The sequence below is a fragment of the Rossellomorea sedimentorum genome, from assembly GCF_046237645.1.
In the GTDB taxonomy this organism is placed as follows: domain Bacteria; phylum Bacillota; class Bacilli; order Bacillales; family Bacillaceae_B; genus Rossellomorea; species Rossellomorea sedimentorum.
Genome location: NZ_CP143546.1, coordinates 1,141,404 through 1,165,495, shown reverse-complemented (window position 1 = coordinate 1,165,495; position 24,092 = coordinate 1,141,404). Strand labels below are relative to the sequence as shown.

The window sequence follows — 24,092 nt, the reverse complement described above, 5'->3', positions numbered from 1 at the left end:
TTCCGGGTAAAGAAAGCCTGAAAATCTTCGATCAATAAACCAAAGGAGGAGTCATGTTTTATGCCACAAAATAATAACAACTTCCCGCCCCAGCATCAGGATCATCAGCCTGGAACCGAAAAGGAAATGCATCCACAGCCGAAATACCTGGATGATAACTATAAGGGAAGCGGAAAACTGGACGGCAAGGTCGCCCTCATAACCGGAGGAGACAGCGGCATCGGAAAAGCCGTGGCCCTTTATTTTGCAAGAGAAGGTGCCGATATCGCAATCGCCTACCTGGAAGAAGACCAAGATGCCCAGGAAACAAAGAGCCTCATTGAAAAAGAAGGCAGAAACTGCTTATTATTTGCAGGAGACCTTGGAAGTTCTTCCTACAGTGCTGAAGTCGTCCAAAAAACTGTGGATCATTATGGAAAACTGGACATTCTGGTTAATAACGCAGCAGAGCAGCATCCACAGCAAAGCCTGCTTGATATCTCAGATGAGCAGCTGGAAAAAACATTCCGGACAAATGTATTTTCATTCTTCTATCTGACAAAAGCAGCCCTGCCGCACCTGAAAAGCGGAAGCTCCATTATCAACACCACTTCCGTGACAGCTTATGCAGGGAACGAACAGCTGCTTGATTACTCATCAACCAAAGGAGCCATTGTCTCTTTCACGAGATCTCTTTCCCAGTCACTGGCTTCCAAGAACATCAGGGTCAACGGGGTCGCTCCAGGACCAATATGGACACCATTGATCCCTTCTACCTTCCCTGAGGACCAAGTGGCAGAGTTTGGTGCAAACACACCACTCGGCCGTGCTGGACAACCGTTTGAACTGGCCCCGGCATACGTTTACTTAGCAAGTGACGATTCCCAATACACAACCGGCCAGGTCATTCACGTAAATGGCGGGAAGATTGTAAACGGGTAGGCATTTACCCGGCTGCCTGGTGACAGCTTGGCAGCGCGTATATGAAACAGCCCTCTAAGGGTTTTAAATAGAAGATTGGCTTATTGACAGCAAACTAAAACGCTCAGAATATCATCTGAGCGTTTTTTATCATGATCTTTAATTTTCTTTTTCACCCAACGCACTCTTAGTATCTATTCTTTCTCTTTGTGCATTAAATTTAATTGGAAGAAAATCGCACTTAATAAAGCTACAATCATTCCCAGCATAGCTGCATACCCCGTAAACACTTCATTCCCTTCAAAAGTACTACAAATACCTATTCCACCAATACCACCGACAACCAATAATAATAACCATACAAATAAAGATGCCATTTATATCCCCCTAAAATATATCTGTTTATTAAGCTCTACTGCTTGGTTAACTTAAGAAATAAACATATCAATCCAGCAAAGATTTTAGCACATAAACTAGCTACATTACATAAAAATCCCTATGTATCCTTACTTAATCTTAATTGGATAAATATAGTATTGTGGATAAGAAGCCAAATCTGTCTCTAATGAATGTGTTACTTATCCGTAACTAAACCCGATTCTCTTCGCGGGTTATATTTTGAGAGTGACTTACTGGAAGTTTATGGTATGATGGTGAAGAAGGAGTGATGTCTATTGATGATGAAAGAACGTATGGAATCAGAAGAACTGAGGGTTTATCGGTCTCTGAATGTTAGGAAAACATTGAATGCTAAAGAAAAACACCACTACGCTGGTTTGGAAAAGGGTTTTGAGGGAGAGAAACTCTTCGATGAGTGGCTGAAGCCGGTGCTGGGAAATAGAATTTTATTGCCGGATATGCAGTTGATGCCCAGTACCACCTATATTCAAATTGATACCATTCTTCTAACCTCTAAGCCTATCTACTTATTTGAAGTCAAGAACTTGGAAGGAGACCATATTTTCGAAGATGGCAATATCCATAGAAGTGACGGTACGGAGACCAAAAATCCAATTCTTCAATTAAAACGAAATGAACCTGTTCTTCGCACTATTTTAAAAAATCTTGGTTATAATATCCCCATCCACTCCATCGCTGTCTTTGTCAATCCCCGGTTTCACCTCTATAACGCCCCTGTTGACCTGCCTATCATTTACCCAAATCAACTAGATCGATTTATAGCAAAACTCGAAGAGACCCCCTCTTTTTTAAAAAGAACTCATACTGAGCTTGCAACGAAATTAATTTCTCAGACCATTCCCGACAACCCTTATTTCAAGCTTCCTAATTACCAATATAACGAGCTTAGAAAGGGGATTGTTTGTCCTAGTTGCGGAAGGTTTTTTAAAGCGTATTCAAAAACCTTAAATTGTCTGTCTTGCAAGCACCAAGAAGATTCATATTCAGCAATACTAAGAAGCTTGGGTGAATTTAAGATACTATTTCCTGAGAGAAAGTTAACTGTCTCCCAGGCTATGGAATGGTGTGGGATTATTAAAGATAGAAAGACAATCAAGCACTTCCTTGCCAAGAACTTTAAACTCGTTTCTCTAGGAAGAGGATCTTATTACGTGTAAAATTTGAAGGGTAATTTTTATTCATAATTCCAGGGCAACTTTATTATGGGCCAATATCCTTGCGATTCCACCTTCTCCTTGGCCCATTTCTCTCCTTATTGGGCCAACATCCTTGCGATTCCCCCTTCCCCTTGGCCCATTTCATTCCTTAATGGGCCAATATCCTTGCGATTTCACCTTCTCCTTGGCCCATTTCTCTTCTTATTGGGCCAATATCCTTGCGGTTCCCCCTTCCCCTTGGCCCATTTCATTCCTTAATGGGCCAATATCCTTGCGATTTCACCTTCTCCTTGGCCCATTTCATTCCTTAATGGGCCAATATCCTTGCGATTCCCCCCTCCCCTTGGCCCATTTCTCTTCTTATTGGGCCAACATCCTTGGGATTTCACCTTCTCCTTGGCCCATTTCATTCCTTAATGGGCCAACATCACTGATATTTCACCTTCCCCTTGGCCCATTTCTCTTCTTATTGGGCCAACATCCTTGCGATTTCACCTTCTCCTTGGCCCATTTCATTCCTTATTAGGCCAATATCCTTGCGATTTCACCTTCTCCTTGGCCCATTTCATTCCTTATTGGGCCAACATCCTTGCGGTTCCCCCTTCCCCTTGGCCCATTTCATTCCTTATTGAGCCAACATCCCTGCGATTTCCCCTTCCCCTTGGCCCATTTCTCTTCTTATTGGGCCAGCATCAACAGGGTTGCTCTTTTCCTTTAAAATTTAGCCGATTTTCTGCTTTATTCACTCCCCATTCTGAACAATAACACTAACTTGTCCATCAGATATTAACAACCAATACGAAATTCCAACCCACAAATAAAACCACAAAAAAAAGCCAGCCCAAAGGCTGACTTTTTTTCACTATAAGGATCCGCAGGGAACTTCATTTCCGTACAGAAAAACGCTCTACAATTTTATGAGGGATCGTGATCCGTTTAACCGGCTCTCTCGGGTCCTCGATTTTCTGGATCAAGTTCCTGGTTGCTTGATAGCCCAGGTCAAAGATATTAATATCGACCGATGTCAGCGGCGGACGGGACATCTCAGCCAGCATGACATTGTTGAAGCTGATGATGGAGATGTCGTCGGGCACTCTGATTTCCATTTCATTTAGAGTATTCAAGACCCCGAGGGACATCAAGTCATCTGCGACCACCATGGCAGTCGGGGGATTGTTGAGGGTCATTAATTCTTTTACGGCTTCCTGGCCGCCCTCCCTCAAGAATTCTTCATGGACGATATATTCCTCTCTTAACGGAATTCCTGCATCTCGCAAAGACTTCTCATAGCCGAGCAGACGCTCCACAGTCACCACGAGGTTCAGGTCCCCCCCGACAAATGCTATGCATTCATGACCGGCTGCCAAAAGGTAATCGGTCACTTCTTTTGTCGCTCTGAAATTATCATTATCTACGTGGGTAATTTCATCTGCCTGTTTGTACGGTTTTCCAATCACGACGAACGGAAAATCTCTTTCTTTCAGATACATCATTACTTTATCTTCCACTTTTGAATAGAGAAGGACAATTCCGTCGACTCGGCCCCCTTGTACCATTTGGACAATACCCTCGTATATTTCTTCTTCACTCTGCCCTGTCGTCATTTGCAACGCGTATTGTTTTTCATGAGCCCCTTCACTCAAACCGCGAAGCACCGTCGGAAAGAATGGATTCTGAAAAAAAGTATCAGCCGATCCCGGCAAAACGAGACCAAGTACACGTGTCGATTGATTCGCCAGGCTTCTCGCAATGAAATTTGGATGGTAGCCAAGCTGCTTCATTGCTTCTCGTACCTTCTGTTTGGTACTTTCGCTTATACGGGAATTGTTGGCTATTACCCTGGAAACAGTCGATGGAGCAACATTAGCCAGTTTTGCCACATCTTTTATTGTTACCGCCATATCTTCCTCCCCCTTCCCTTAAACACCCCTAATAATATGAATCTATCCTTACAAGCCTTTACTCACTCTGTCGTTTTTTTCGGCCTTTTTTCCAAACGTAATAAAGAAAAATCAGGAAAACAGCATATACGGCTGCCATTGCTCCAATGAATCCATAGTTCAGGCCACTTCGTGGAGAAAGCAAATAAATTTCAGCTTTTTCCCTGTCAAGGATGATATCGTAGGCCTCTCCATCCGCACGTACCAGGTCTCCTTCAACGAGTCCTCTCAGCTCCATGTCTTCAGGCAATTGAGGTGATGTCAATTTAACACTTTGTGATTCGCTCGTATTATTGATCGCTACGACTATTGTTTCATTTTCAATTTCCCGTTTATATACGGCCATTCCATCCTCTTCGTACAGAAGCTCCATACTTCCTTTTGTAAGAGCAGGATGGTTTTTCCTCAACTCACCAAGCTTGGTGATGTATTGGATGAGTTCTTCATCTGCTCTGAAATTCATCAACTTCCGGTTATCCGGATCTTCCCCGCCGCTCAAGGCAATTTCTGAACCGTAGTAAAGGATAGGCAGACCAGGAACTGTATACATGTAAGCCAATGCAAGTTTCCATCGGGTGCCGGGAAATTGATTATTTTGTGTAATCAAATTAGTGAAACGGACCATATCGTGGTTATCGATGAACGTTCCCATGAGATACGGATTTTCGAAAAAGGTTTGATTGTACTGCCAGAAATTAAACAGTCTGTCCATATCGACGTCAGGCTGCTGGAAAACATGGCGCATTTCCTGTGCCTGAGGAAAGTCAGCAAACCCATCGATACCGACTCCTTCATATTTTGCTATATTACGTGGGTCGTAATCGAATACTTCACCCAGTAAGTAGAAATTTTCTTTTTCAGACTTTACTGCCTCAGTAAAATCTGCCCAAAATTCTTGGGGTACATGTCTGACAGTATCCAGGCGGTATCCGTCTATCCCGGTTTCTGCAATCCACCAGCGGGCTGCATCCAATAGATATTCCCTGACTTCTGGATTTTCGGTATTCAAATCCGGCAAGTCATAAAGCCAGGCATTTTGCAGGCTTTCATCATTTTTCATATTCATGGGCTGTTTTTCGTGGAACCAATCTTCCTTTTCTGGATCATTCAGCCATTCATGGTCAGGGCCTACGTGATTAACGATGAAGTCCAAGATGATTTTCATATCACGTTTATGAGCTTCATCCACTAATTCCTTGAACTTCTCCATCGACCCGAAATGTTCATCCGTATTATAGAAGTCTTTAATCCAGTAACCGTGGTAGCCTTTATCCTGATTATCGAAAACGGGAGTAAGCCAAATGGTTGTAAAGCCCATATCTTTTATATAATCAAGCTTATCAATGACCCCTTGAAAGTCTCCGCCTTGATAGGCTTTGGGGTCTGTCCTGTCCACATCAAAGTCATTGGAAAGGTCTCCGTTATTGAATCTGTCTATCATCAAAAAATAAACTGTTTCGTCTTGCCAGGTACGTTCTTCTTTTTCAGCAGCTCCTGCAGGGAGGGCGTAAAAAAGAAGAAACGGGATTAGAATAAGAGATAATACTCTTTTTTTCATCTCCGCTCCTCCTTAAATTTTATATATTTACGCCTTTAAGATTATCCTTTTGTGCCCCCGGCCGTCAATCCGGAAACGAAATACTTCTGGAAATAAAGGAACAGACCGGCGATTGGGATGGCGATCAATACAGATCCAGCAGCAAAGGTTGTAAACTCAGCACCGAATTGTTTTGCAACCATGTCATACAGAGCTACCGGAAGCGTGTATTTGTCTTCCGATCTCAATAAAATGCTGGCAATGATAAAGTCAGCAAATGGAGCGATAAAAGAAAATAATGCAACTACAGCGACAATCGGCTTTGCCAGAGGCATGACGATTTGGAAAAAGATCCTGAAATGACCGGCTCCGTCCATTTTAGCCGATTCATCCAATTCTTTAGGGATTGTATCGAGATACCCTTTCATCAACCAGGTGTTCATAGGGATTTGTCCACCGACATACACAAGAATCAATCCCAGGTGAGTATCAAGTAAATCCGTAACCAGCGCCAATACGAAAATGGCAATCAAGGCTGCAAAGTTAGGAATCATTTGCAAAATCAAGAATGTCATCAATCCGTTTTTCCTGCCCACAAATCGGTAGCGGGAGAAAGCATACGCGGTCAGGCTGACCATCAATACTGTCAACGTCATTGTCGACAAGCTGACTTTCAGGGAATTCCAATACCAAATCAGGTAATTGCTTTGTTCTAAATCAAATAGTTCTTGATAATGTGCCAGTGTTGCATTCTTTGGAATAATGCTTGATCCTGATAAGCTTTGTCCCGGGTTGAAAGAAGAACCTACAATCCAGGCAACCGGGTACAAAATGATGGCAAACATTATGGCAATGACTATATACGATAACGTCAATCTGATAAGTTTCTGTTTTTTTAGATTCATATTACATCATATCCTCTTCTTGGAATGATTTTGTTCGTTTGAACTGCCATACTGCTACTGTGATAACAATAATAGAAAGCAGTAATGTGATAGCAGCCGCTTTTGAATACTGAGCAGATGTCATCGTCAAGCTGTAAATCCAGGAGATAAGGATATCCGTTCCACCTGCATTCTGTCCTGTCAAGGCAGGACCTCCGCCGTTAAACAAATAAATAACATTGAAATTATTGAAGTTGAACGTATATTGAGTAATCAAGATTGGCGCGGTTGCAAACAGAACCAGCGGAAGCGTAATATTCTTAAATTTCTGCATGGCAGAAGCCCCATCCACTGTCGCAGCTTCGTACAATTCATCCGGAATTGATTGAAGGACACCTGTCGTCATCGCAAAGATAAAAGGGAATCCTAGCCATGTTTGTATGAAAATCAAAGCGATCCTTGTGTACAGCGCCTCCGTCATCCATGGAAGATCGCCGATCCCAAAGAAGGCAAGAATATCTCGGTTAATGGTTCCAAAGGACTCATTGAACATTCCGGCAAATATCAAGATGGAGACGAATGCAGGAATCGCCCAAGGTAAAATAAATACCGTCCGGATAATAGCTTTACCCTTTAAGTCTTTCTGATTGACCAGGATTGCCAGGAAGATACCGAGCGCAACTTGAGTTGTTGTTGCACCGAACGTCCAAACGAGGGTCCAGGCCAACACAGAGAAGAATGTGCTTCTCCATATATCAATTTGGAATATATCGATAAAGTTCTGTATACCGATCCAATCCACCAATTTCGCAGGAGGTGAATGGTAAAGGTCATAGTTCGTAAATGCCAGCAGGACAACGAAGATAATCGGGAAAATAACCACAAATACCAACAACAGGAAACCAGGAGACATAATCAGGTATGGGAAACCATTGTCCACAAGATTTCGGTATTGTTCTCTTATCGTACTAAGTTTCTCTCCACGGTCTCTTTTTTCACCATTCTTAAATGCATCATAAAGATTGTAAGCATAAAAGCCCAATCCGAATAAAATGATGATGATTGCAAGGATGCCATATACCATCAGAAAGATGGAATGATCATAGTATGGTGCACCGGCTTCTTCACCCAGGGTTAAGATACCCCAGAGGCCATAATCGATTAAATCACGAAAAACAAAAATAAAAGCAGCGGCCATTATAAGAAAGAAACCGCCCTTAAGTTTTTGATTGTTATAGAACTGACCCAAGCCGGGTATTAAGGAAAGGGCAAGCGCTGTTTTACGATGTTTTGTTTGATAGGAATTTTCAGCCATCCTAAATTCCCCCTTCTTCTCTTTATATTTTTATAAGCTTCAGGAGCTTCAGGAAAGAAGAGGGACCCCTTCTTTCCTGAAGACCCTGAATAATTTTCCTATTCAGGACTTGCCATACAGGAATATAGAAGACTGACCCGGTTAGGAGTCAGTCCCCTCTATTTTTTAGTTTGAATGGTTCGCTTCGATGTTCTGTTCGATTTGGTTTACTGCAGAATCAAGAGCTGCTTTAGGCTCCTGTTTTCCAGTAACAACTGTTTGCAGAGCATCAGCCATTGGTCCCCAAACTTCTCCCATTTGAGGAATGTTCGGCATTGGAACAGCATATTGAGACTGCTCAGCAACTGCTTTAGCTCCCGGGTTTTCAGCAATTGCCGGATCATCGACAAGAGCTACGTTAGTTGGAACCTCTTGAGTTTGTTCAAAGCGAAGTTTCGCATATTCATCTTGAGTTATGAACTCAATGAATTTCTGAGCCCATTCCTGGTTCTTGGAATAACCTGATACATGCCATCCTTTAACACCCATGAATGTTTTCATCGGTTCGCCATTTGGCAGCTTAGGCAACGCAGCAACTCCGATATCAATACCTGCATCTTTATAGCCTTGGAAAGCCCAAGGTCCGTTCATAACAGAAGCAACTTTTCCTTCATTGAATAATCCGTCAAGAGCGGCACCGCCGTTTTCACCGACAATCCCTTTAGGGAATAACCCTTCTTCATACCATTTTTGGATATATTGAGTACCTTCTACAGCTCCCTCGTTGTTCAAGCCAAGGTCTGCTGGATCTAATGCACCATCGTTTTCAGCGAATACATATCCGCCGTATCCTCCAATTGGAGCATGTGCAAAGTAGAAGTTATCCCATAGAGCCAGGAAACCATAGTTTCCATCTTTAGTGAAGTCTTTTGCAAAATCATATACTTCGTCCATTGTAGCCGGTGCTTCTTCCATCAATGCCTTGTTGTAGACAAATACAGGTGTTTCAGAAGACTTTGGAAGCCCATACAATGTACCATTATAAGTTTGTGCCAAAATAGAAGATTCTGAGAAGCGGTCGACTAGATCCTGCTCCACATTCAGTTCTGCGATATGACCCGCAAGAGCCATTTCCCCGATTTGATCATGCGGCAAAGTCAGTACGTCTGGGCCTGTCCCAGCAGGACCATCCAAACGAAGCTGTTCTTTCATTTTAGTAGCCATTTCTACTTCTTTAACTTCAATTTCAATGCCGTGTTCTTCAGTGAACTTCGCACCTACTTCATCTAACCAGCCTGATTTCTTGTCATCTTCCCAAATTACAAGTTTCTCTGGTTTTTCAGCGTTATCTGTTGTATTTTCGTTGTCGCCTTGGTTATTGTTCCCTGCTCCCTCTTCACGATTCGGTCCGCAGGCAGCCAATGCGCCTAAAACCAGCATGATTACCATCAATAGTGATAGTGCTTTCTTCATTCTTGACCCCTCCTGAATTCAAAAAAATAATATTGGACAACCGTTTGCACAAATTACAAAAAAATAATCGGTTTAAGATACCGCTTTCAAATTTGTGAAACCGATTGCACAACCTACCCCTATTATAATGCTAATTTTTATTTTGACAATACTTTTTTAGATTTTTTTTGAAAACGTTTTATTGGCAATTCTCACTCTCTTAATTGACTTTGCGATAGATATGGAATAACCTTTAAGGGAAATTGACTAAGGAGGCTGGGTTATGCACTTAGAAGCTGTCTACCATAGACCGAAAGATAATTATGCATACGCTTGCACCGATAGAGAAATACATATCCGCATTCGCACGAAGAAAAAAGATGTCAGCAGTGTCACTCTACTGCATGGAGATCCTTACGAATGGAGAGACGGAAAATGGATTTATTCTTCCTCCAGCATGGTGCATACCGGAGCCGATCAGCTCTTTGATTATTGGTTCGCTTCAGTAGAACCCCCTTTCCGGAGACTACGTTATGGTTTTCTAATAGAGGACCAGCATGAATCGCATTTTCTTGGTGACCGGGGGTTCCTTCCCCAGCCTACCAATGATGTGGGAGATTACTTCTGTTTTCCTTTCCTTAACCCAATTGATGTATTTAAGGCACCATCATGGGTCAAGGATACGGTATGGTATCAAATTTTCCCCGAGAGGTTTGCAAACGGAAACAACGAATGGGACCCAGAAGGCACTCTTCCATGGGGAAGCACTGATCCCCACCCGGATAATTTCTTTGGCGGCGACCTGCAGGGAGTAATTGAAGGTATACCTTACTTAAAAGAATTAGGAATAACGGGAATTTATTTCACCCCAATTTTCAAAGCTTATTCAAATCATAAATACGACACAATAGATTACTTGGAACTTGATCCACAGTTTGGTGACAAGGAAACACTGAAAGATTTGGTAAACGTCTGTCATGATAACGGAATCAGAGTGATGCTGGATGCCGTCTTCAATCACAGCGGGCTTTATTTCCCGCAGTTTCAGGATGTCTTAGAGAATGGAGAACGGTCCCCCTATAAGGACTGGTTCCATATCAGGGAGTTTCCATTAAAGAAGGACCCCCTTCCTAATTATGATACTTTCGCCTTTGAACCCTCCATGCCGAAACTTAATACAGAAAACCATGAAGTAAGGGAGTACCTGCTGGAAGTCGGTCGTTATTGGATAAAAGAGTTCGACATCGACGGTTGGAGACTCGATGTCGCGAATGAAGTGGATCACTCTTTCTGGAGGGAGTTCCGTAAAGAAACGAAAGCCATTAAACCGGATTTGTACATCCTCGGCGAAATCTGGCACGATTCAATGCCTTGGCTGAGAGGAGATCAGTTCGATGCTGTTATGAATTATCCGTTCACGACCAACATATTGAACCTGTTTGCCAAAGAATCAATAAGCCCGAGACAATTTGTTGAAAGCATGTCACACGTGGTGCATATGTACCCTAAAAATGTCACAGAAGCTGCCTTTAACCTTGTAGGAAGCCACGATACACCGAGAATACTGACGGAATGCCAGGATGACAAAGATAAAGTTAAACAGATCTTCACTCTGATGCTTACATTCATCGGATCTCCATGCATTTATTATGGAGACGAAATCGGATTAACAGGTGGCGCGGATCCAGGGTGTCGAAAGTGCATGGAATGGGACACCGAAAATCAAGACAGAGAATTATTCAATCACATTCAAAAACTTCTCTCCCTGCGAAAGAAGCACAGGCTCCTTGCAAACGAGGGAACCCTCACCTTCCTCCCTGTAGAGATTAATGAAGATTGCATAGCTTTCACAAAATCTGATGGGAAAAATACGTTTGTCATCATCTTGAATACTACGGATAATGGCGTGGTATATCCTTTGCCGTTCAACTTAAAAGGCCGAAAAATCACCGACATCTGGAAAGACGAAGAATTCGCTGCTGACTCGGATGATATCGGAGTAGAATTGGCTCCGCTTGGTTTCAGCATCTTACAATTTTAACATCCCTCCTCCCGGAAATATGCAGTTTTGCCCGGGAGGCTTTTTTCTATTTGAAAGGCTCTCATTCCTGGGTTGGGAGCGAGAGATCATGAGATGTTTTCTAAAACTTTGTTGCTTTTTATTTTTTATAAATTTATTTCGAAAACAGAAACTTTTAACTGCTATTTTTAAGTATAATGAGAAAATATCAATCTATTGGGAAGCAAGTAATATGTGAATTTACCTTTGGCTGTCCGTGCATCAATCTCTGATTGATATCCAAAGATGTACCTCGCTCCGGCAGCTCGGGGGTTCATTTTTAGAAAAAAGGACAAATGACGTACCCCGCCTCGGAAGCTCAGGAATCCATTTCATGGAGAAAGTCCAAATGACGTACGTGATTTTGAAGCTATGTTTTTTGTCGATAACCACCATCTGGTTACCTAGAATAAACGTCTAAACTGATAAATATAAGACAGCATTTCGTAAAACAACCCAGAGCGAACAAGGCTTCTTCTAGCAGCCTCTTGCTTGTTTTGCCGATCAAACTATCATTGAAAAAGAGAGGACTGGGGCTATGAGCCTTAATAAGAAAAAGCTTAGTCTTTATGCGTTGACCTGGCCAATTTTTGTAGAGATTTTTTTACATATGCTGATGGGGAACGCCGACACTTTAATGTTGAGTCAGTACTCGGATGATTCTGTAGCTGCGGTTGGCGTATCCAACCAAGTGCTGTCACTGATTATTGTCATGTTTGGCTTTGTGGCCACCGGTACTTCCATACTTATCTCGCAAAACCTTGGTGCCGATAAAGTCCGTACGGCAAGGGAAGTAGCTGTTGTATCGTTGGCCGCAAACCTGGTGTTTGGACTTTTTCTAAGTATCCTGATCTTCCTGTTAAATGATCAGATCCTCAGCCTGATGGATATCCCGCAGGAGCTGAGAGGTGAAGCCTCCACTTATTTAACCATCGTGGGCGGATTTTCTTTCGTTCAGGCACTGATTATGACAGCAGGTGCAACCCTCCGGAGCTATGAATTTACTAAAGATGCAATGTACATAACGATTGGGATGAATGTCCTTAATGTCGTAGGCAACTACCTGTTTATCTTCGGTCCTTTTGGTATTCCCGTGCTGGGAGTTGAAGGAGTTTCTATTTCGACGGTAGTCAGCCGCACCATTGGACTTGCCGCTATTACATTTGTATTGATAAAACGTATTCCAGGTGTATTCAAACCTAATCGCCTTTTTCCGTTTCAGCACATAAAAGATCTGCTCAAAATCGGCATTCCTTCAGCGGGTGAACACCTCTCCTATAACGGTTCTCAAATGGTCATTACGTATTTCATTGCCGTGATGGGGACGGAGGCTCTGACAACTAAGGTATATACTCAAAACCTGATGATGTTCATTTTTCTATTCTCTCTTGCCATCAGCCAGGGTACCCAAATAATGATCGGCCACATGGTTGGGCGCAGGGACTTCAAGGCAGCCTACGAGAGATGCATCAAAAGCTTGAGAATTTCCATCATCATTTCTTTGGGCATGGCTGTTTTGTTTGCTCTGTTCTCCAACCAGCTTTTAATGATTTTTACGAGCAATCAGGAGATCATCTACCTCGGCAGCATACTCATCTGGCTCACCATCATACTTGAACCAGGAAGAAGTTTTAATTTAGTTGTCATCAGTTCCCTGCGGGCAGCTGGCGACGTAAAATTTCCGGTATACATCGGTATTCTCTCCATGTGGGGAGTAAGTGTTCTCCTATCCTATGTATTAGGCATTGTATTTGGGCTGGGATTAATCGGAATATGGATTTCGTTTATTGCTGATGAGTGGCTCCGCGGACTGATTATGCTCCGACGGTGGAAATCACGAGTCTGGATGCAAAAGAACTTCATCGCAAGAAAAGAATCAATATAATTTTCTTATCAAAAGAGTGGAGAAAATGATTTCACTCTTTTTTTGTTAAGTTTTTTTACATTAAAACGCTTACACTAAATTTTATTGGTTGATTTTTTCCACAATTCAGAATATGATATAAAACATAACCAAAACATGTTAGTTTTTCTAACATTAATAACAAGGAGTTGATCAAGTTGAAAAAAATTGAAGCAATCGTCCGCCCTGAGGTATTCCAGGCTTTAAGAGAAGGGCTTGCGGCGAGCGGATTTAACGGACTGACTGTTTCTGAAGCAGCCGGCTGCGGGAAACAGAAAGGAAAACAGGGTCTTTTTCGGGGAAATACATTTGAAATCGCACTTTCCCCCCGCGTAAGGGTAGAAATGATCGTCGAAGATAACGAAACCGAAGAGATCGTTGATTTAATTTGTGAATATTGTTCTACAGGAAATGTAGGTGATGGAAAAATTTTTATATCCGATATTCAAGAAGTAGTCCGCATTCGTTCCAGGGAACGCGGAAAACAGGCTTTCATTTAAACCTTATCCAAACCAGCGCACATCTCAGGCTTTCCACTACAGAAGCACTTCCCCCCTGCCCTTTTCGCCTCTGAACAAAACTAAAAAACAGGAGGAACAAAATAATGCTGAAAAAAGTGTCATGCTTATCTGTTTTTCTTTTGTCTGCCGCCACCCCAGTCTTCGCAGCACCCACTGCGCAAAGTGTCCAGACCTCCGTAGACGGTATGTGGGTAATGGTCGCCGCCTTATTGGTCTTCTTTATGCACGCAGGATTCGCTATGGTGGAATCCGGTTTTACCCGTTCCAAAAACACCCTTAATATATTGATGAAAAACTTCCTGACGATATCGATCGCCTCCATCCTTTATTTCCTGGTCGGATTCGGTTTGATGTTCGGGAGTTCTGCTAACGGCTTGAGCGGAACAGACGGCTTCCTGCTGGCAGGACGCGAAGACATCGGATTTTTCGTATTCCAGGCAGTATTTGCAGCAACATGTGCCACCATCATTTCGGGTGCTGTAGCTGAACGTATGAAACTGAGAAGTTATATGCTTATCACCGTGATCATCACCGGTTTAATTTACCCTGTTGTCGGCCACTGGGTATGGGGCGGCGGCTGGCTGGCAGAGCTTGGTTTCGTTGATTTTGCCGGCTCTACGGTTGTCCACTTGAGTGGTGCTGCAGCTGCCTTCATTGCCGTCCTTTTCCTGGGACCTCGCATCGGAAAATATACGAATTCAAAAATAAATGTTATTCCGGGGCACAACATTCCTATAGGCGCGCTCGGAGTCTTTATCCTTTGGTTCGGATGGTTTGGTTTTAATGGCGGGAGTACTCTTGCAGCTGATCCTGACCTTGTCCCCCGGGTAATTACAGTGACATTGCTGTCCGCTTCGGCAGCAGTGCTTTCTTCAGCATTTTACACAGCTTTCCGTTACAAGCGTATCGACCCTTCCTTAACACTAAACGGTGCTTTAGGTGGATTAGTCGGGATCACCGCAGGTTGTGCCAACGTATCCATCGGCGGATCTATCTTTATTGGTTTAGTAGCTGGTGTCCTGCTTGTAGAGGGCGTACGATTCATTGAAGTGAAGTTGAAGGTGGATGACCCTGTAGGTGCCATAGCTGTCCACGGCCTGTGCGGGATCTGGGGAACTGTGGCCATTGGATTCTTCGATGTTACAAACGGACTTTTCTATGGAGGAGACGTTTCCCTGTTGGGCATCCAGGCTCTTGGTGCAGCAGCTGTCATTCTCTGGGTTTCCATTTCTACAGGTGCAGTTATTTACGTCATTAACAAAGCTGACAGCATCCGCGTTTCCAGTGAAGATGAGTTGGCAGGACTGGACTTTTCAGAGCATGGAGCCACTGCATATGAACTAAGTGAAACTGTCCTGACCTCCCATTCAAACCAGCCAAATACCGCTTTTGGTAAAGAGCTCGTCCGGAAACTGGATGGATTGAGTGTGACGGCTACCAAAAAACAATATCATTAAGATAGTCAGGATTAACCCCTTCAGTGTGCTGAAGGGGTTTTTGCGTGTTAGTACAGCTGGTGAATATCTCATATAAGGTTATGAGGCCATTAGTGAGGCATTTTTGTGATGAGGGTGTATCATCGACTCTTCATAAGACCACTTCTTAGTCTTTTTTTGATTAGGGCGCCTCATAAACTCTTCATAAGACCAAAATTGGGTCCTTCCCCCGATTAGGGTGCCTCATGAAACCTTCATAAGACCAAAATTGGGTCCTTCCCTCGATTAGGGTGTCTAATGAAACCTTCATAAGACCATAACTGGGTCTTTCCCCCGATTAGGGTGCCTCATGAAACCTTCATAAGACCAAAACTGGGTCCTTCCCTCGATTAGGGTGTCTCATGAACTCTTTATAAGACCACTCCTAAGTCTTTTTTCTGATTAGGGTGCTCCATGAACTCTTCATAAGACCAAAACTGAGTCTTTCCCCCGATTAGGGTGCCTCATGACCCACCACAAGACTAAGCAGCGCTCATCACATTCTCCCACCCTTGACCTGAACCAGAAAAAGCTCATACCCTCTTAAAGCAGGCATGAGCTTGAAATCAATCTACAATATTAATATTGTAATCTTTGAACCATATGTGAATCTGAGCGAGATGGGCAAGAAGCTGCGGCCCCGTCATCAATTGGCCGAACCACGGCGTTTTAAATGCTTCGCCATTTGTTTCGACAAGTGTTTTTAATTGTTGATGATCAAAGAGTTCATAGAGAACACTCGATTTATCCTGGAGAATTTCACCCAGCCAGTTTTTCACGAGTGATGTATAAACAGGATGATGCGTTTTTGGGTATGGGCTTTTCTTGCGGTACAATACCTCATCCGGCAGTGTACCTTCCAGGGCCTTTCTTAAAATGCCTTTTTCCCGATCTTCATGCATTTTCATTTTCCATGGGATGTTCCACACATATTCAACCAGGCGGTGGTCGGCAAACGGAACCCTCACCTCAAGGCTCGCCCCCATGCTCATTCTGTCTTTTCGGTCAAGGAGGGTCGTCATGAACCAGATGATATTGAGATAGAACAATTCCCTTCTCTTTGCCTCCACAGCCGATTCCCCTTCTAATCTGGGAGTTTCCGCTACGGTTTCGTTATACTTGCTAAGTACATATTCTTCCAGATTCAATTTTTTGCGCAAGTCTGCCTTCAAGAGAGACTGCCTTTCTTCCACCGATCTCATCCACGGAAAGCCTTTACGGTTAAAGTCTTCTTCATTATGGAACCAAGGGTATCCGCCGAAAATTTCATCCGCACATTCACCAGACAACCCGACCGTAAAATCAGTTTTTATCTTTCTGCAAAACCAAAGCAATGAGGAATCCACATCGGCCATACCCGGCAGGTCCCTTACATGAACAGCTTCTGTCAGATAGTCCTTTAACTCTTCCTGAGTGATGATACAGTTATGATGAATAGTATTGAATCTTTCGGACATTAAGTTAATCCACTTGCTGTCTGAGTTTGGCTGAAATTTATTGGACTTGAAATGTTCGTCATTGCCCTCATAATCGATGGAATAAGTATGCAGATTCCCCTTTCCTTCCTCACTGTAGGAATTAGCCGCAATGGCTGTGATCGCACTTGAATCCAGTCCGCCTGACAAGAAAGTGCAGAGAGGGACATCAGACACCAATTGTCTTGTTATACTGTCCTGTACCAAGAAGCCGACTTTTTCAACGGTCTCATCAAAGCTGTCTGTATGTTCGGCACTTTTGACATTCCAGTACCTCCAGATTTTCAACCCATTTATGGAGAATGTCATCGCATGGCCTGGCCTCAACTCCTTCACATCTTTAAACACCCCTGATCCCGGTGAACGTGAAGGTCCGAGGCCCAGGACTTCTGCCAATCCTTCTCTGTCTACTTCAGCAGCTACAGATGGATGTGCCAGCAAGGCTTTTAGCTCCGAGCCAAATATGAGTCCATTGTCTTTTTCAGAATAAAATAATGGCTTGACCCCGAGACGGTCCCTTCCGATAAATACTTGCTGCTTCTCGCTGTCCCAAACAGCAAAGGCAAAAATTCCGTTTAAATGATCCACACATTCTTCCCGCCATTCAATATAGGAAGTCAAAAGCACTTCTGTATCAGAATGGCCCTTGAATGTGTATCCTTTTGAATGGAGTACTTTCCTGATATCTTCCGTATTGTATAACTCACCGTTATAACAAATGACAAACTTTTGCCCTGCCTTGTCTTTTGCCATTGGCTGTTTTCCGCCTTCAGGGTCCACCACTGTCAGCCTTTTATGCCCAAAAGCCGCATGGGTTTCCAGCCATACGTTAGAATCATCCGGTCCTCTTTTTGATAGCGTATCGGTCATGGATTCCAAAACTTTTTCAGCATTTCGCAAATCCTTTTTAAAGTCGATCCATCCTGTAATTCCGCACATGTTGTTCATCCTTTCTATTTCAGGCAAATTGGGCTAGATGCAATATGGATTATCATATGCAATCTTCTGAAAATGGTTAATTGTCTTATTTCATTTTTACTTTAAATGAATATGCTAAATTAGGCCCAAAATGTAGATAATGTTGATATAACATCTTCAATAAGGGGGGAAATGGGTGAATAACCTGTATAGAAAAAAGCTCCTTCAGCGGCAGAATCGCTCTTACACACTAGGAACTGTAGAATTCATTCACAATCAATGGGTATTTTTCGATGATGAATTGGATGAAGCAACGGATTTGGAATTTTACACAAAGCAGGAGGTCGAAATTTACCGGGATCAAGGATGGGAAAGAGGTATACTAGAGCCTGAAGGCATTGTAAAAACTGCCTATGAGCAAACAAATTTAAAAGATACGGAAACAATCAGGATAAAAAAAACGTTGATTTATTCACTGGAAATGCTGATCGAAGAATTGAATGACGATTCTTTTTTCCAGTTCCTGACCACCCTGAACTCACTTGACTTTTCATTATATGACTGCATATTCTGCCATAATCACCTCTCTTTTCTTGAAGACAGGAAGATAAGAGAAGGGGTGAACTTTTTGACGTTTGATAACGGAGAAAATGTTTGTTCAGTCCAACACCACTTTACTTATTATAAGAAACAGCGTGATCGCTTTGAATTCACTTTAAGTACCGGGAAGAGGATTGTTATTGAAAAACTTGAGTAGAGCATCGATGAAGAAAGAAATTGGGTTTCCCAGTTTCTTTTTTTGTTTTCGTAGTTTTGGAATGAGAAAGTCTCCTGCTGCACGGAAACGCGGGCACTTGTCTGAAGCTGGCCGTTACCATCGGACCCAACAATAAGACGATAATCGAGGGATAACAGTAACTATATGAGATACTCTTTTCACAGAAAAACTCCATGCTCCATGATGGTTCACAGTTGAATAGGACAATAGATAAGGCTTTGTTCGTATCGTGTGTTGCATTCGGAAGACAAGAGGCCACCTTTGGTATAAAGGCTTGTCTTTCTGAACAGGGTGAAATAGCTCTCTTCTGCCTTGCTTACCAGGATAATTGCTGTGAGTGACGGCTATATCTCTTGTACTTTGTTTTGAACAGCAAAATATTTTTAGAAAAGCTCCTTAGAAAAAGCTGTCGCCGACAGGCAGACAGCTTTGATGATCAGTCGAGAATATTTCTTTGGTCCTCTTCTTTTTGTCGCTTGATCGCTTCTTTCAATTCCTTCTGTGTCAGCAGTGGTGTGTGCCGGTGGCTGAAAGCAGCTTTTACAGATAAGGCAAAAATAGAAATTGCCGCTATTACAATACAAAGTATCCATAAACCCAAAATGTTCACACCTCGTATACTAGTAACCTTTGCTTATTAGATAAGCTTGGGACTTTTTCATCCACTTTTCCAATTCTACCGGTGAAACAGGCCGCGAGACATAGTAGCCCTGCCCCAGGTCGCAGTTCAAGTGATTAAGTAGGACCATTTGGTCACTGGTTTCAATTCCTTCGACGACTACCTGCATCCCCAATCCTTTTCCCATCATGGAAACTGCCTGCACAATGGCATAATCCGGACTGCTTTCTTCAATGTTCTGAACGAAGGACTTATCAATTTTTAAAATATGGAGCGGCAGATGTTTTAAGTACCCAAGCGAAGAATAGCCTGTCCCAAAATCATCAATGGCAATTTTCACTCCTAGAGCTGACAGTTCTTCCATTCTGTCAATTGTATGACCGGAGTGCTGTATCATAACGCTCTCAGTCAGTTCAAGACATAAGCTTTCCGCAGGCAGCCCGGACGTCTTCAATGCATTATTGATTTCATTGGTGAATGACGGCTGTTGAAACTGATTGGCTGATACGTTCACTGAAATATAAAAATCTGTGAATCCTTTTTCCTGCCATTCTTTTGCCTGCTTACAAGCCTCTTTGAGCACCCAATTTCCGATAGGCCCAATAAGTCCCGTTTCTTCAGCAAGCGGGATGAATTCCATCGGAGAAACCACCCCTAAATAAGGATGATTCCAACGCAGAAGTGCCTCAGCGCCTATTACCTTCTTGGTCGCAAGCTCGACAATAGGCTGATAGACGATGTAAAGCTCGCCTTTTTCCAAGGCTTTACGGAGATAACTTTCCATTTTGACTTTTTCCAGAGCTTTGATATTCATTTCATTTGTATAAAATACAATTTGATCCCCGCCATTGGACTTTGCCCAGTTGAGGGCCGTATCCGCATTCTTCAGTAAATCAGAAAGATCGGTTCCATGGTCAGGGTATACACCGACACCTATACTCACTTTAATGTAAAATTCCTGATTACCTTGAATAATGGGCCTCTGAATACTTTCAGCAATGGATTCAGCCACCTGTTTCAATTTATCATCTGTAACATTCTTGCTGATCAATATGGTGAACTTGTCACTGCCAAATCGGCCAAGATAGGCCCCTTTTGGCAGAACGTCTTTGATTCTTTCTGCAAGTTCAATAAGAATGCGGTCACCTGCCGAGTGGCCCAAAGTGTCATTGATCAGTTTAAACCGGTCGATGTCCAGAAACAGAACTCCTATACGCCTTTTTTTCTTTTTAGCACGACTGATGAATTCATCTGCCAATTCCCTGAACTTCACTCGGTTCGGCAGGCCTGTTTCAGCATCAAAATAGGCTAACTGCGTGATTTTCTCTTCTGTCCTTTTCTGTTCGGTGATATTCCTTCCGATTCCAAACAAACCTACACATTGTCCATCCACAGTGATCGGTATATTTTTTATATGAAATAGTTGCACTTCTCCTGATTTTGAAGGAATCCAAATTTCATAAAACTGCTCTTTCCCCGACAGCGTCCTATAAAAGTGCCTTTTTATACGCGGGATATCCTCTTCAAAGATATAGGAAATTGATAATTTGCCAATCACCTCTTCCTCTGAATAGCCAAACGTTTTAAGGAAGGTGGGGTTGACCGAATTAAACCGCCCTTTTAAATCGGTAGAATACACAAAATCGGTATTGTTCTCGAATAAGGAACGATAATATTCCTCAGAGAGCTGGATATTCTCATTCAGCTTCCGGATGTCATAAGAGGATGCATTAATCAGCTGGGTCAAGGACACTCGGGTATTTCCTTCTGAAGTAAGGGTATATTCAAACCGCCCTCTTTCCAACGGCTGCAGCTGGTTGTTCTCAGAAATACCTAAATAGGTAAGGCAATGAGAATATAAATCCGGGACTCTATCTCCTGTCATGAGGATTTCTCCATGAGAAAAGAAACCCGATATAGAACTGACCTCTCCCATCATCTCCATTTCCGACTTCGCGAAGTCTTTGATGAATTGCTTGCGCGCAGCACAATTAAAGACAAAAAGGGACTCCACCGGCTTTTTCCTTAACCGGTTTAATTCTCTTAATGAACAGTTCACAATCGACTCCAGATCAGCAAATGCAAAACTCAGACTTTCTCCCTGTTTTACGGTTTTACTCATCTCAATAGATCCTTCTTCAAGAACCTTTAACGGAAACAGTGTGGAAGTGTGCTGATTCCTTTTGATGATAAAGGGAAATTCAACACCGGATTCCGGAAGTCTGGAAACAAAACTTTCTCCTAAGTAATGGTTTAGCACCTTCAAAGGTTTCTGATGATCAATTTTCTCAATGACTGCCCCTTTTGCCTTTGTGACCGTTAAAGGCCTCCCAACTTCTTTCCACTGCTCATTAATAAAGGTATGTACTTGCAGTTTAGAATTGTTCAAGGCTGCTGCCACGATGCCATTCTCTGAGTGCTCATCTGCAGTCAGAACTATAGATGGTTTCGTTCCAGAGATATTCATTGATACCCCTCCCCCGACAGGGATTTGGGGTGTTACGGAGTGAAAGCCTTCCAGAACGCCCTGAAGGTCCAAATTCAAATGACTGGCAAATAAGATGACCGCTTTCGTATCCATATTAACAATTTCCTCGGAAAGACGCTTCCCAGCTGCAAACCCATCACAGAAACGATCCATCTCGATCAGCTTCGACACGACTTCTGTTGTTTCCATGACGGTGAAGGCAAAGACAGGGGAATCTTCATAAATCACTCCATCTGCAATCTGCCCTTCAGTACTGCACCCGATGATGACGGCTCTCGGCAAAAACGAAAGGACTTCGCTCCTGAGACGTTTTGCCTCTTCCAGCGACGCTTCTCCAAGGAACATCTGAACCAGGATGCCAGGGTACAAATCAAGACTATTATTGCTGATGTACCTTTTAAGGTCTTCTAGAGATGAATATATATGATTGTATGTTTTAGCCATAGGTACACCACCGCTCTTACCTAATTTATGTGCGTGTTTTGATTAGCTGTTGCTGCTTAATAATTACTTCTATATATAAAAAATACCATAATTTTCAGAATAAATGTATAAGATATTGATAATTTTGTTGAATCATGCAGAAATTTGCGGTTGGAAGGGATCAGAACTAAAAGAATACTTCTGTTGTTAAATACGTGAAAAAAAATCAGGATGCTAGCCTCAAAAAAGACAGACCCGTTTGAAAGTGGTTTTACCTTTCTGCTATTAGAAAGAAGCCCAGATCCTTTCTTCGGGGAGATGAGCTTTTAGCGTAATCAATTGTAGTTAATCCGAGACGGGGAAAAGCGAACAAAAAAAGCTTGCAGACGGGTCCATCAGTGGACTTTGTCTGCAAGCTGAGTCTGTTCTTGTAAATTATAAATGAACAGCCCTTCTGCCGGCTTAAACCAGGGACCATAACCCCAATGGAAGCCAGACTCCAAGATAAAGGGTCACGAGCAGGGCAATAATCAATTGAGCCCAAAACATGCCTGTGCCTTTTCCTTTTTTAGTTCGAACCAAAATCATTTCAAACATAGCAATCACCCATAGTCCGCCCAGCAGTTTCAATCCGTACTGCATAGGGAAGACTCCCTGGTGTTTCCAGAACAAAAGAGCCCCGGTAAGGATGATTAATAGATAAAACAATCTTAATGTCATATGAACAATTTTCATTGCTTTCTTCTTGCCGCTTTTATGTAGATACAGTGCTGCAAAGAATAATATAATTCCGATCACCCAAGTGGTTATATGGGCATGGGTATTATCAAACATTTCTTATCCTCCTTGAACATTACTTAATATCTTCATTATCTTACCATACTCGTCTTCACGAACACGAATTATATCGGGCTCCGACATAAAATTGTAACTTCTATTGAATTGTATTGATCAATGTACCAATTTTATCAATTGTAATCTCAATTTTGTCTCCAGATTTCAAAAATCTCGGCGGCTGAAATCCTTTCCCTACACCTGATGGCGTACCTGTCGCTATGATATCCCCGGGTTCAAGCGTCATTCCAGCAGATAACTCTGCAATGATTTTTCCTATTGGGAAGATCATATCGCTTACCGATCCCTCCTGACGAACTTCTCCATTGACAATCGTTTTTATGGATAGGGATTCAGGGGCTGGGATTTCATCCGCGGTTACAATATAAGGACCAATAGGGCAAGTCGTATCGAGGCTTTTTCCCAGGAAGAACTGTTTATGCTTTTTCTGCAGGTCCCTGGCCGTGATGTCATTCAGGATTGTATACCCGAAGACATGGTCCAACGCTTCTTCCTCTGAAATATTGATTCCTTGTTTCCCTATTATGACAGCAAGCTCCCCCTCGTAATCCAGCTGAGAAGTTAAGTTAGAGTGGGAGTGGATTACACTGGATGATCCCGTCACTGAAGTAGGAGCCTTTGTGAAGATCATGATATGCTCGGGAATATCTGCCTCACTGCCCATCTCAATTGCGTGTTCACGATAGTTCTTTCCTACACACATAATATTTTTAGCAGGTTTCGTTATCGGGGCCAGAAGACTGATATCCTTCCAGTCATATAAGAAGTGTGAAGGGTCTTCCTGTGAACCCCCGAAGTGTATCAGCTCCTCAAGCCTTTTGCAGACTCTCTGTCCACCCTGGATCACATGAAGCAAAGAACCTGGCAGCAGGTTTTTATGGTCATACTCTTTTTCAAGCTCAGTCACATTCCAGATGGTCTTTCCACTTTCTTTTACGACCCCATACTTTTCTTCTTCATTTATTTTGAAAGATAGAAGTTTCATGACACACCC

Annotated in this window: 18 protein-coding genes; 7 read left to right on the top strand and 11 right to left on the bottom strand. The window is 42.7% G+C overall.

Annotated elements, in window-relative coordinates:
* Positions 1-60: 60 nt before the first annotated feature.
* Positions 61-921: an SDR family oxidoreductase gene (locus V1502_RS05720; protein ID WP_409253409.1), complete on the top strand. Its 861-nt coding sequence runs from the start codon at positions 61-63 to the stop codon at positions 919-921.
* 173 nt (positions 922-1,094) lie between these two features.
* On the opposite strand, the gene V1502_RS05715 is transcribed toward V1502_RS05720, so the two are convergent.
* Positions 1,095-1,277: a hypothetical protein gene (locus V1502_RS05715; RefSeq protein ID WP_409253408.1), complete on the bottom strand. Its 183-nt coding sequence runs from the start codon at positions 1,275-1,277 to the stop codon at positions 1,095-1,097.
* A gap of 300 nt (positions 1,278-1,577) precedes the next feature.
* Here V1502_RS05715 and V1502_RS05710 point away from each other — a divergent pair, with 300 nt between their 5' ends.
* On the top strand, positions 1,578-2,477 hold the full coding sequence (locus V1502_RS05710; protein ID WP_409254288.1) for a nuclease-related domain-containing protein: 900 nt from the start codon (positions 1,578-1,580) through the stop codon (positions 2,475-2,477).
* An 884-nt stretch (positions 2,478-3,361) separates the two neighbouring features.
* Here the strand turns inward: V1502_RS05710 and V1502_RS05705 are convergent.
* The 5 genes from V1502_RS05705 to V1502_RS05685 form a co-directional block, all read right to left on the bottom strand.
* On the bottom strand, positions 3,362-4,378 hold the full coding sequence (locus V1502_RS05705) for a LacI family DNA-binding transcriptional regulator (protein ID WP_409253407.1): 1,017 nt from the start codon (positions 4,376-4,378) through the stop codon (positions 3,362-3,364).
* Between the two features lie 58 nt (positions 4,379-4,436).
* Complete coding sequence (locus tag V1502_RS05700) at positions 4,437-5,975, bottom strand: alpha-amylase family glycosyl hydrolase (RefSeq protein WP_409253406.1); 1,539 nt, start codon at positions 5,973-5,975, stop codon at positions 4,437-4,439.
* A gap of 41 nt (positions 5,976-6,016) precedes the next feature.
* The gene (locus V1502_RS05695) at positions 6,017-6,859 is read right to left on the bottom strand and encodes a sugar ABC transporter permease (protein ID WP_409253405.1); all 843 of its coding nucleotides are present in this window, start codon (positions 6,857-6,859) and stop codon (positions 6,017-6,019) included.
* Between the two features lies 1 nt (position 6,860).
* On the bottom strand, positions 6,861-8,153 hold the full coding sequence (locus V1502_RS05690) for a carbohydrate ABC transporter permease (protein ID WP_409253404.1): 1,293 nt from the start codon (positions 8,151-8,153) through the stop codon (positions 6,861-6,863).
* Between the two features lie 165 nt (positions 8,154-8,318).
* Complete coding sequence (locus tag V1502_RS05685; protein ID WP_409253403.1) at positions 8,319-9,605, bottom strand: extracellular solute-binding protein; 1,287 nt, start codon at positions 9,603-9,605, stop codon at positions 8,319-8,321.
* A gap of 262 nt (positions 9,606-9,867) precedes the next feature.
* Here V1502_RS05685 and V1502_RS05680 point away from each other — a divergent pair, with 262 nt between their 5' ends.
* From V1502_RS05680 to V1502_RS05665, 4 genes are all read left to right on the top strand, one after another.
* On the top strand, positions 9,868-11,625 hold the full coding sequence (locus tag V1502_RS05680) for an alpha-glycosidase (RefSeq protein ID WP_409253402.1): 1,758 nt from the start codon (positions 9,868-9,870) through the stop codon (positions 11,623-11,625).
* Positions 11,626-12,181: 556 nt separating this feature from the next.
* Positions 12,182-13,528: an MATE family efflux transporter gene (locus V1502_RS05675; protein WP_409253401.1), complete on the top strand. Its 1,347-nt coding sequence runs from the start codon at positions 12,182-12,184 to the stop codon at positions 13,526-13,528.
* Positions 13,529-13,704: 176 nt separating this feature from the next.
* Positions 13,705-14,046 (top strand): P-II family nitrogen regulator, encoded by a 342-nt coding sequence (locus V1502_RS05670; protein WP_409253400.1) that lies wholly within the window; start codon positions 13,705-13,707, stop codon positions 14,044-14,046.
* A gap of 104 nt (positions 14,047-14,150) precedes the next feature.
* Positions 14,151-15,524, top strand: coding sequence for an ammonium transporter (locus V1502_RS05665; protein ID WP_409253399.1), 1,374 nt, complete (start codon positions 14,151-14,153; stop codon positions 15,522-15,524).
* Positions 15,525-16,108: 584 nt separating this feature from the next.
* Here the strand turns inward: V1502_RS05665 and asnB are convergent.
* Positions 16,109-17,956 carry an asparagine synthase (glutamine-hydrolyzing) gene (asnB, locus tag V1502_RS05660; protein WP_409253398.1) on the bottom strand — a complete coding sequence of 616 codons (1,848 nt, stop codon included), beginning with the start codon at positions 17,954-17,956 and terminating at the stop codon, positions 16,109-16,111.
* Between the two features lie 175 nt (positions 17,957-18,131).
* Here asnB and V1502_RS05655 point away from each other — a divergent pair, with 175 nt between their 5' ends.
* Positions 18,132-18,692, top strand: a complete 561-nt coding sequence (locus V1502_RS05655) for a DUF2777 family protein (protein WP_409253397.1) — start codon at positions 18,132-18,134, stop codon at positions 18,690-18,692.
* A gap of 457 nt (positions 18,693-19,149) precedes the next feature.
* On the opposite strand, the gene V1502_RS05650 is transcribed toward V1502_RS05655, so the two are convergent.
* The 4 genes from V1502_RS05650 to V1502_RS05635 form a co-directional block, all read right to left on the bottom strand.
* The gene (locus tag V1502_RS05650; protein ID WP_409253396.1) at positions 19,150-19,314 is read right to left on the bottom strand and encodes a hypothetical protein; all 165 of its coding nucleotides are present in this window, start codon (positions 19,312-19,314) and stop codon (positions 19,150-19,152) included.
* Positions 19,315-19,333: 19 nt separating this feature from the next.
* Entirely contained in the window at positions 19,334-22,264 is a 2,931-nt protein-coding gene (locus tag V1502_RS05645) for an EAL domain-containing protein (protein ID WP_409253395.1), read from the bottom strand.
* Positions 22,265-22,705: 441 nt separating this feature from the next.
* A complete protein-coding gene (locus tag V1502_RS05640) occupies positions 22,706-23,077 on the bottom strand; it encodes a YisL family protein (RefSeq protein WP_409253394.1) in 372 nt (123 codons plus the stop codon).
* A gap of 100 nt (positions 23,078-23,177) precedes the next feature.
* On the bottom strand, positions 23,178-24,083 hold the full coding sequence (locus V1502_RS05635; protein WP_409253393.1) for a fumarylacetoacetate hydrolase family protein: 906 nt from the start codon (positions 24,081-24,083) through the stop codon (positions 23,178-23,180).
* Positions 24,084-24,092 lie beyond the last annotated feature (9 nt).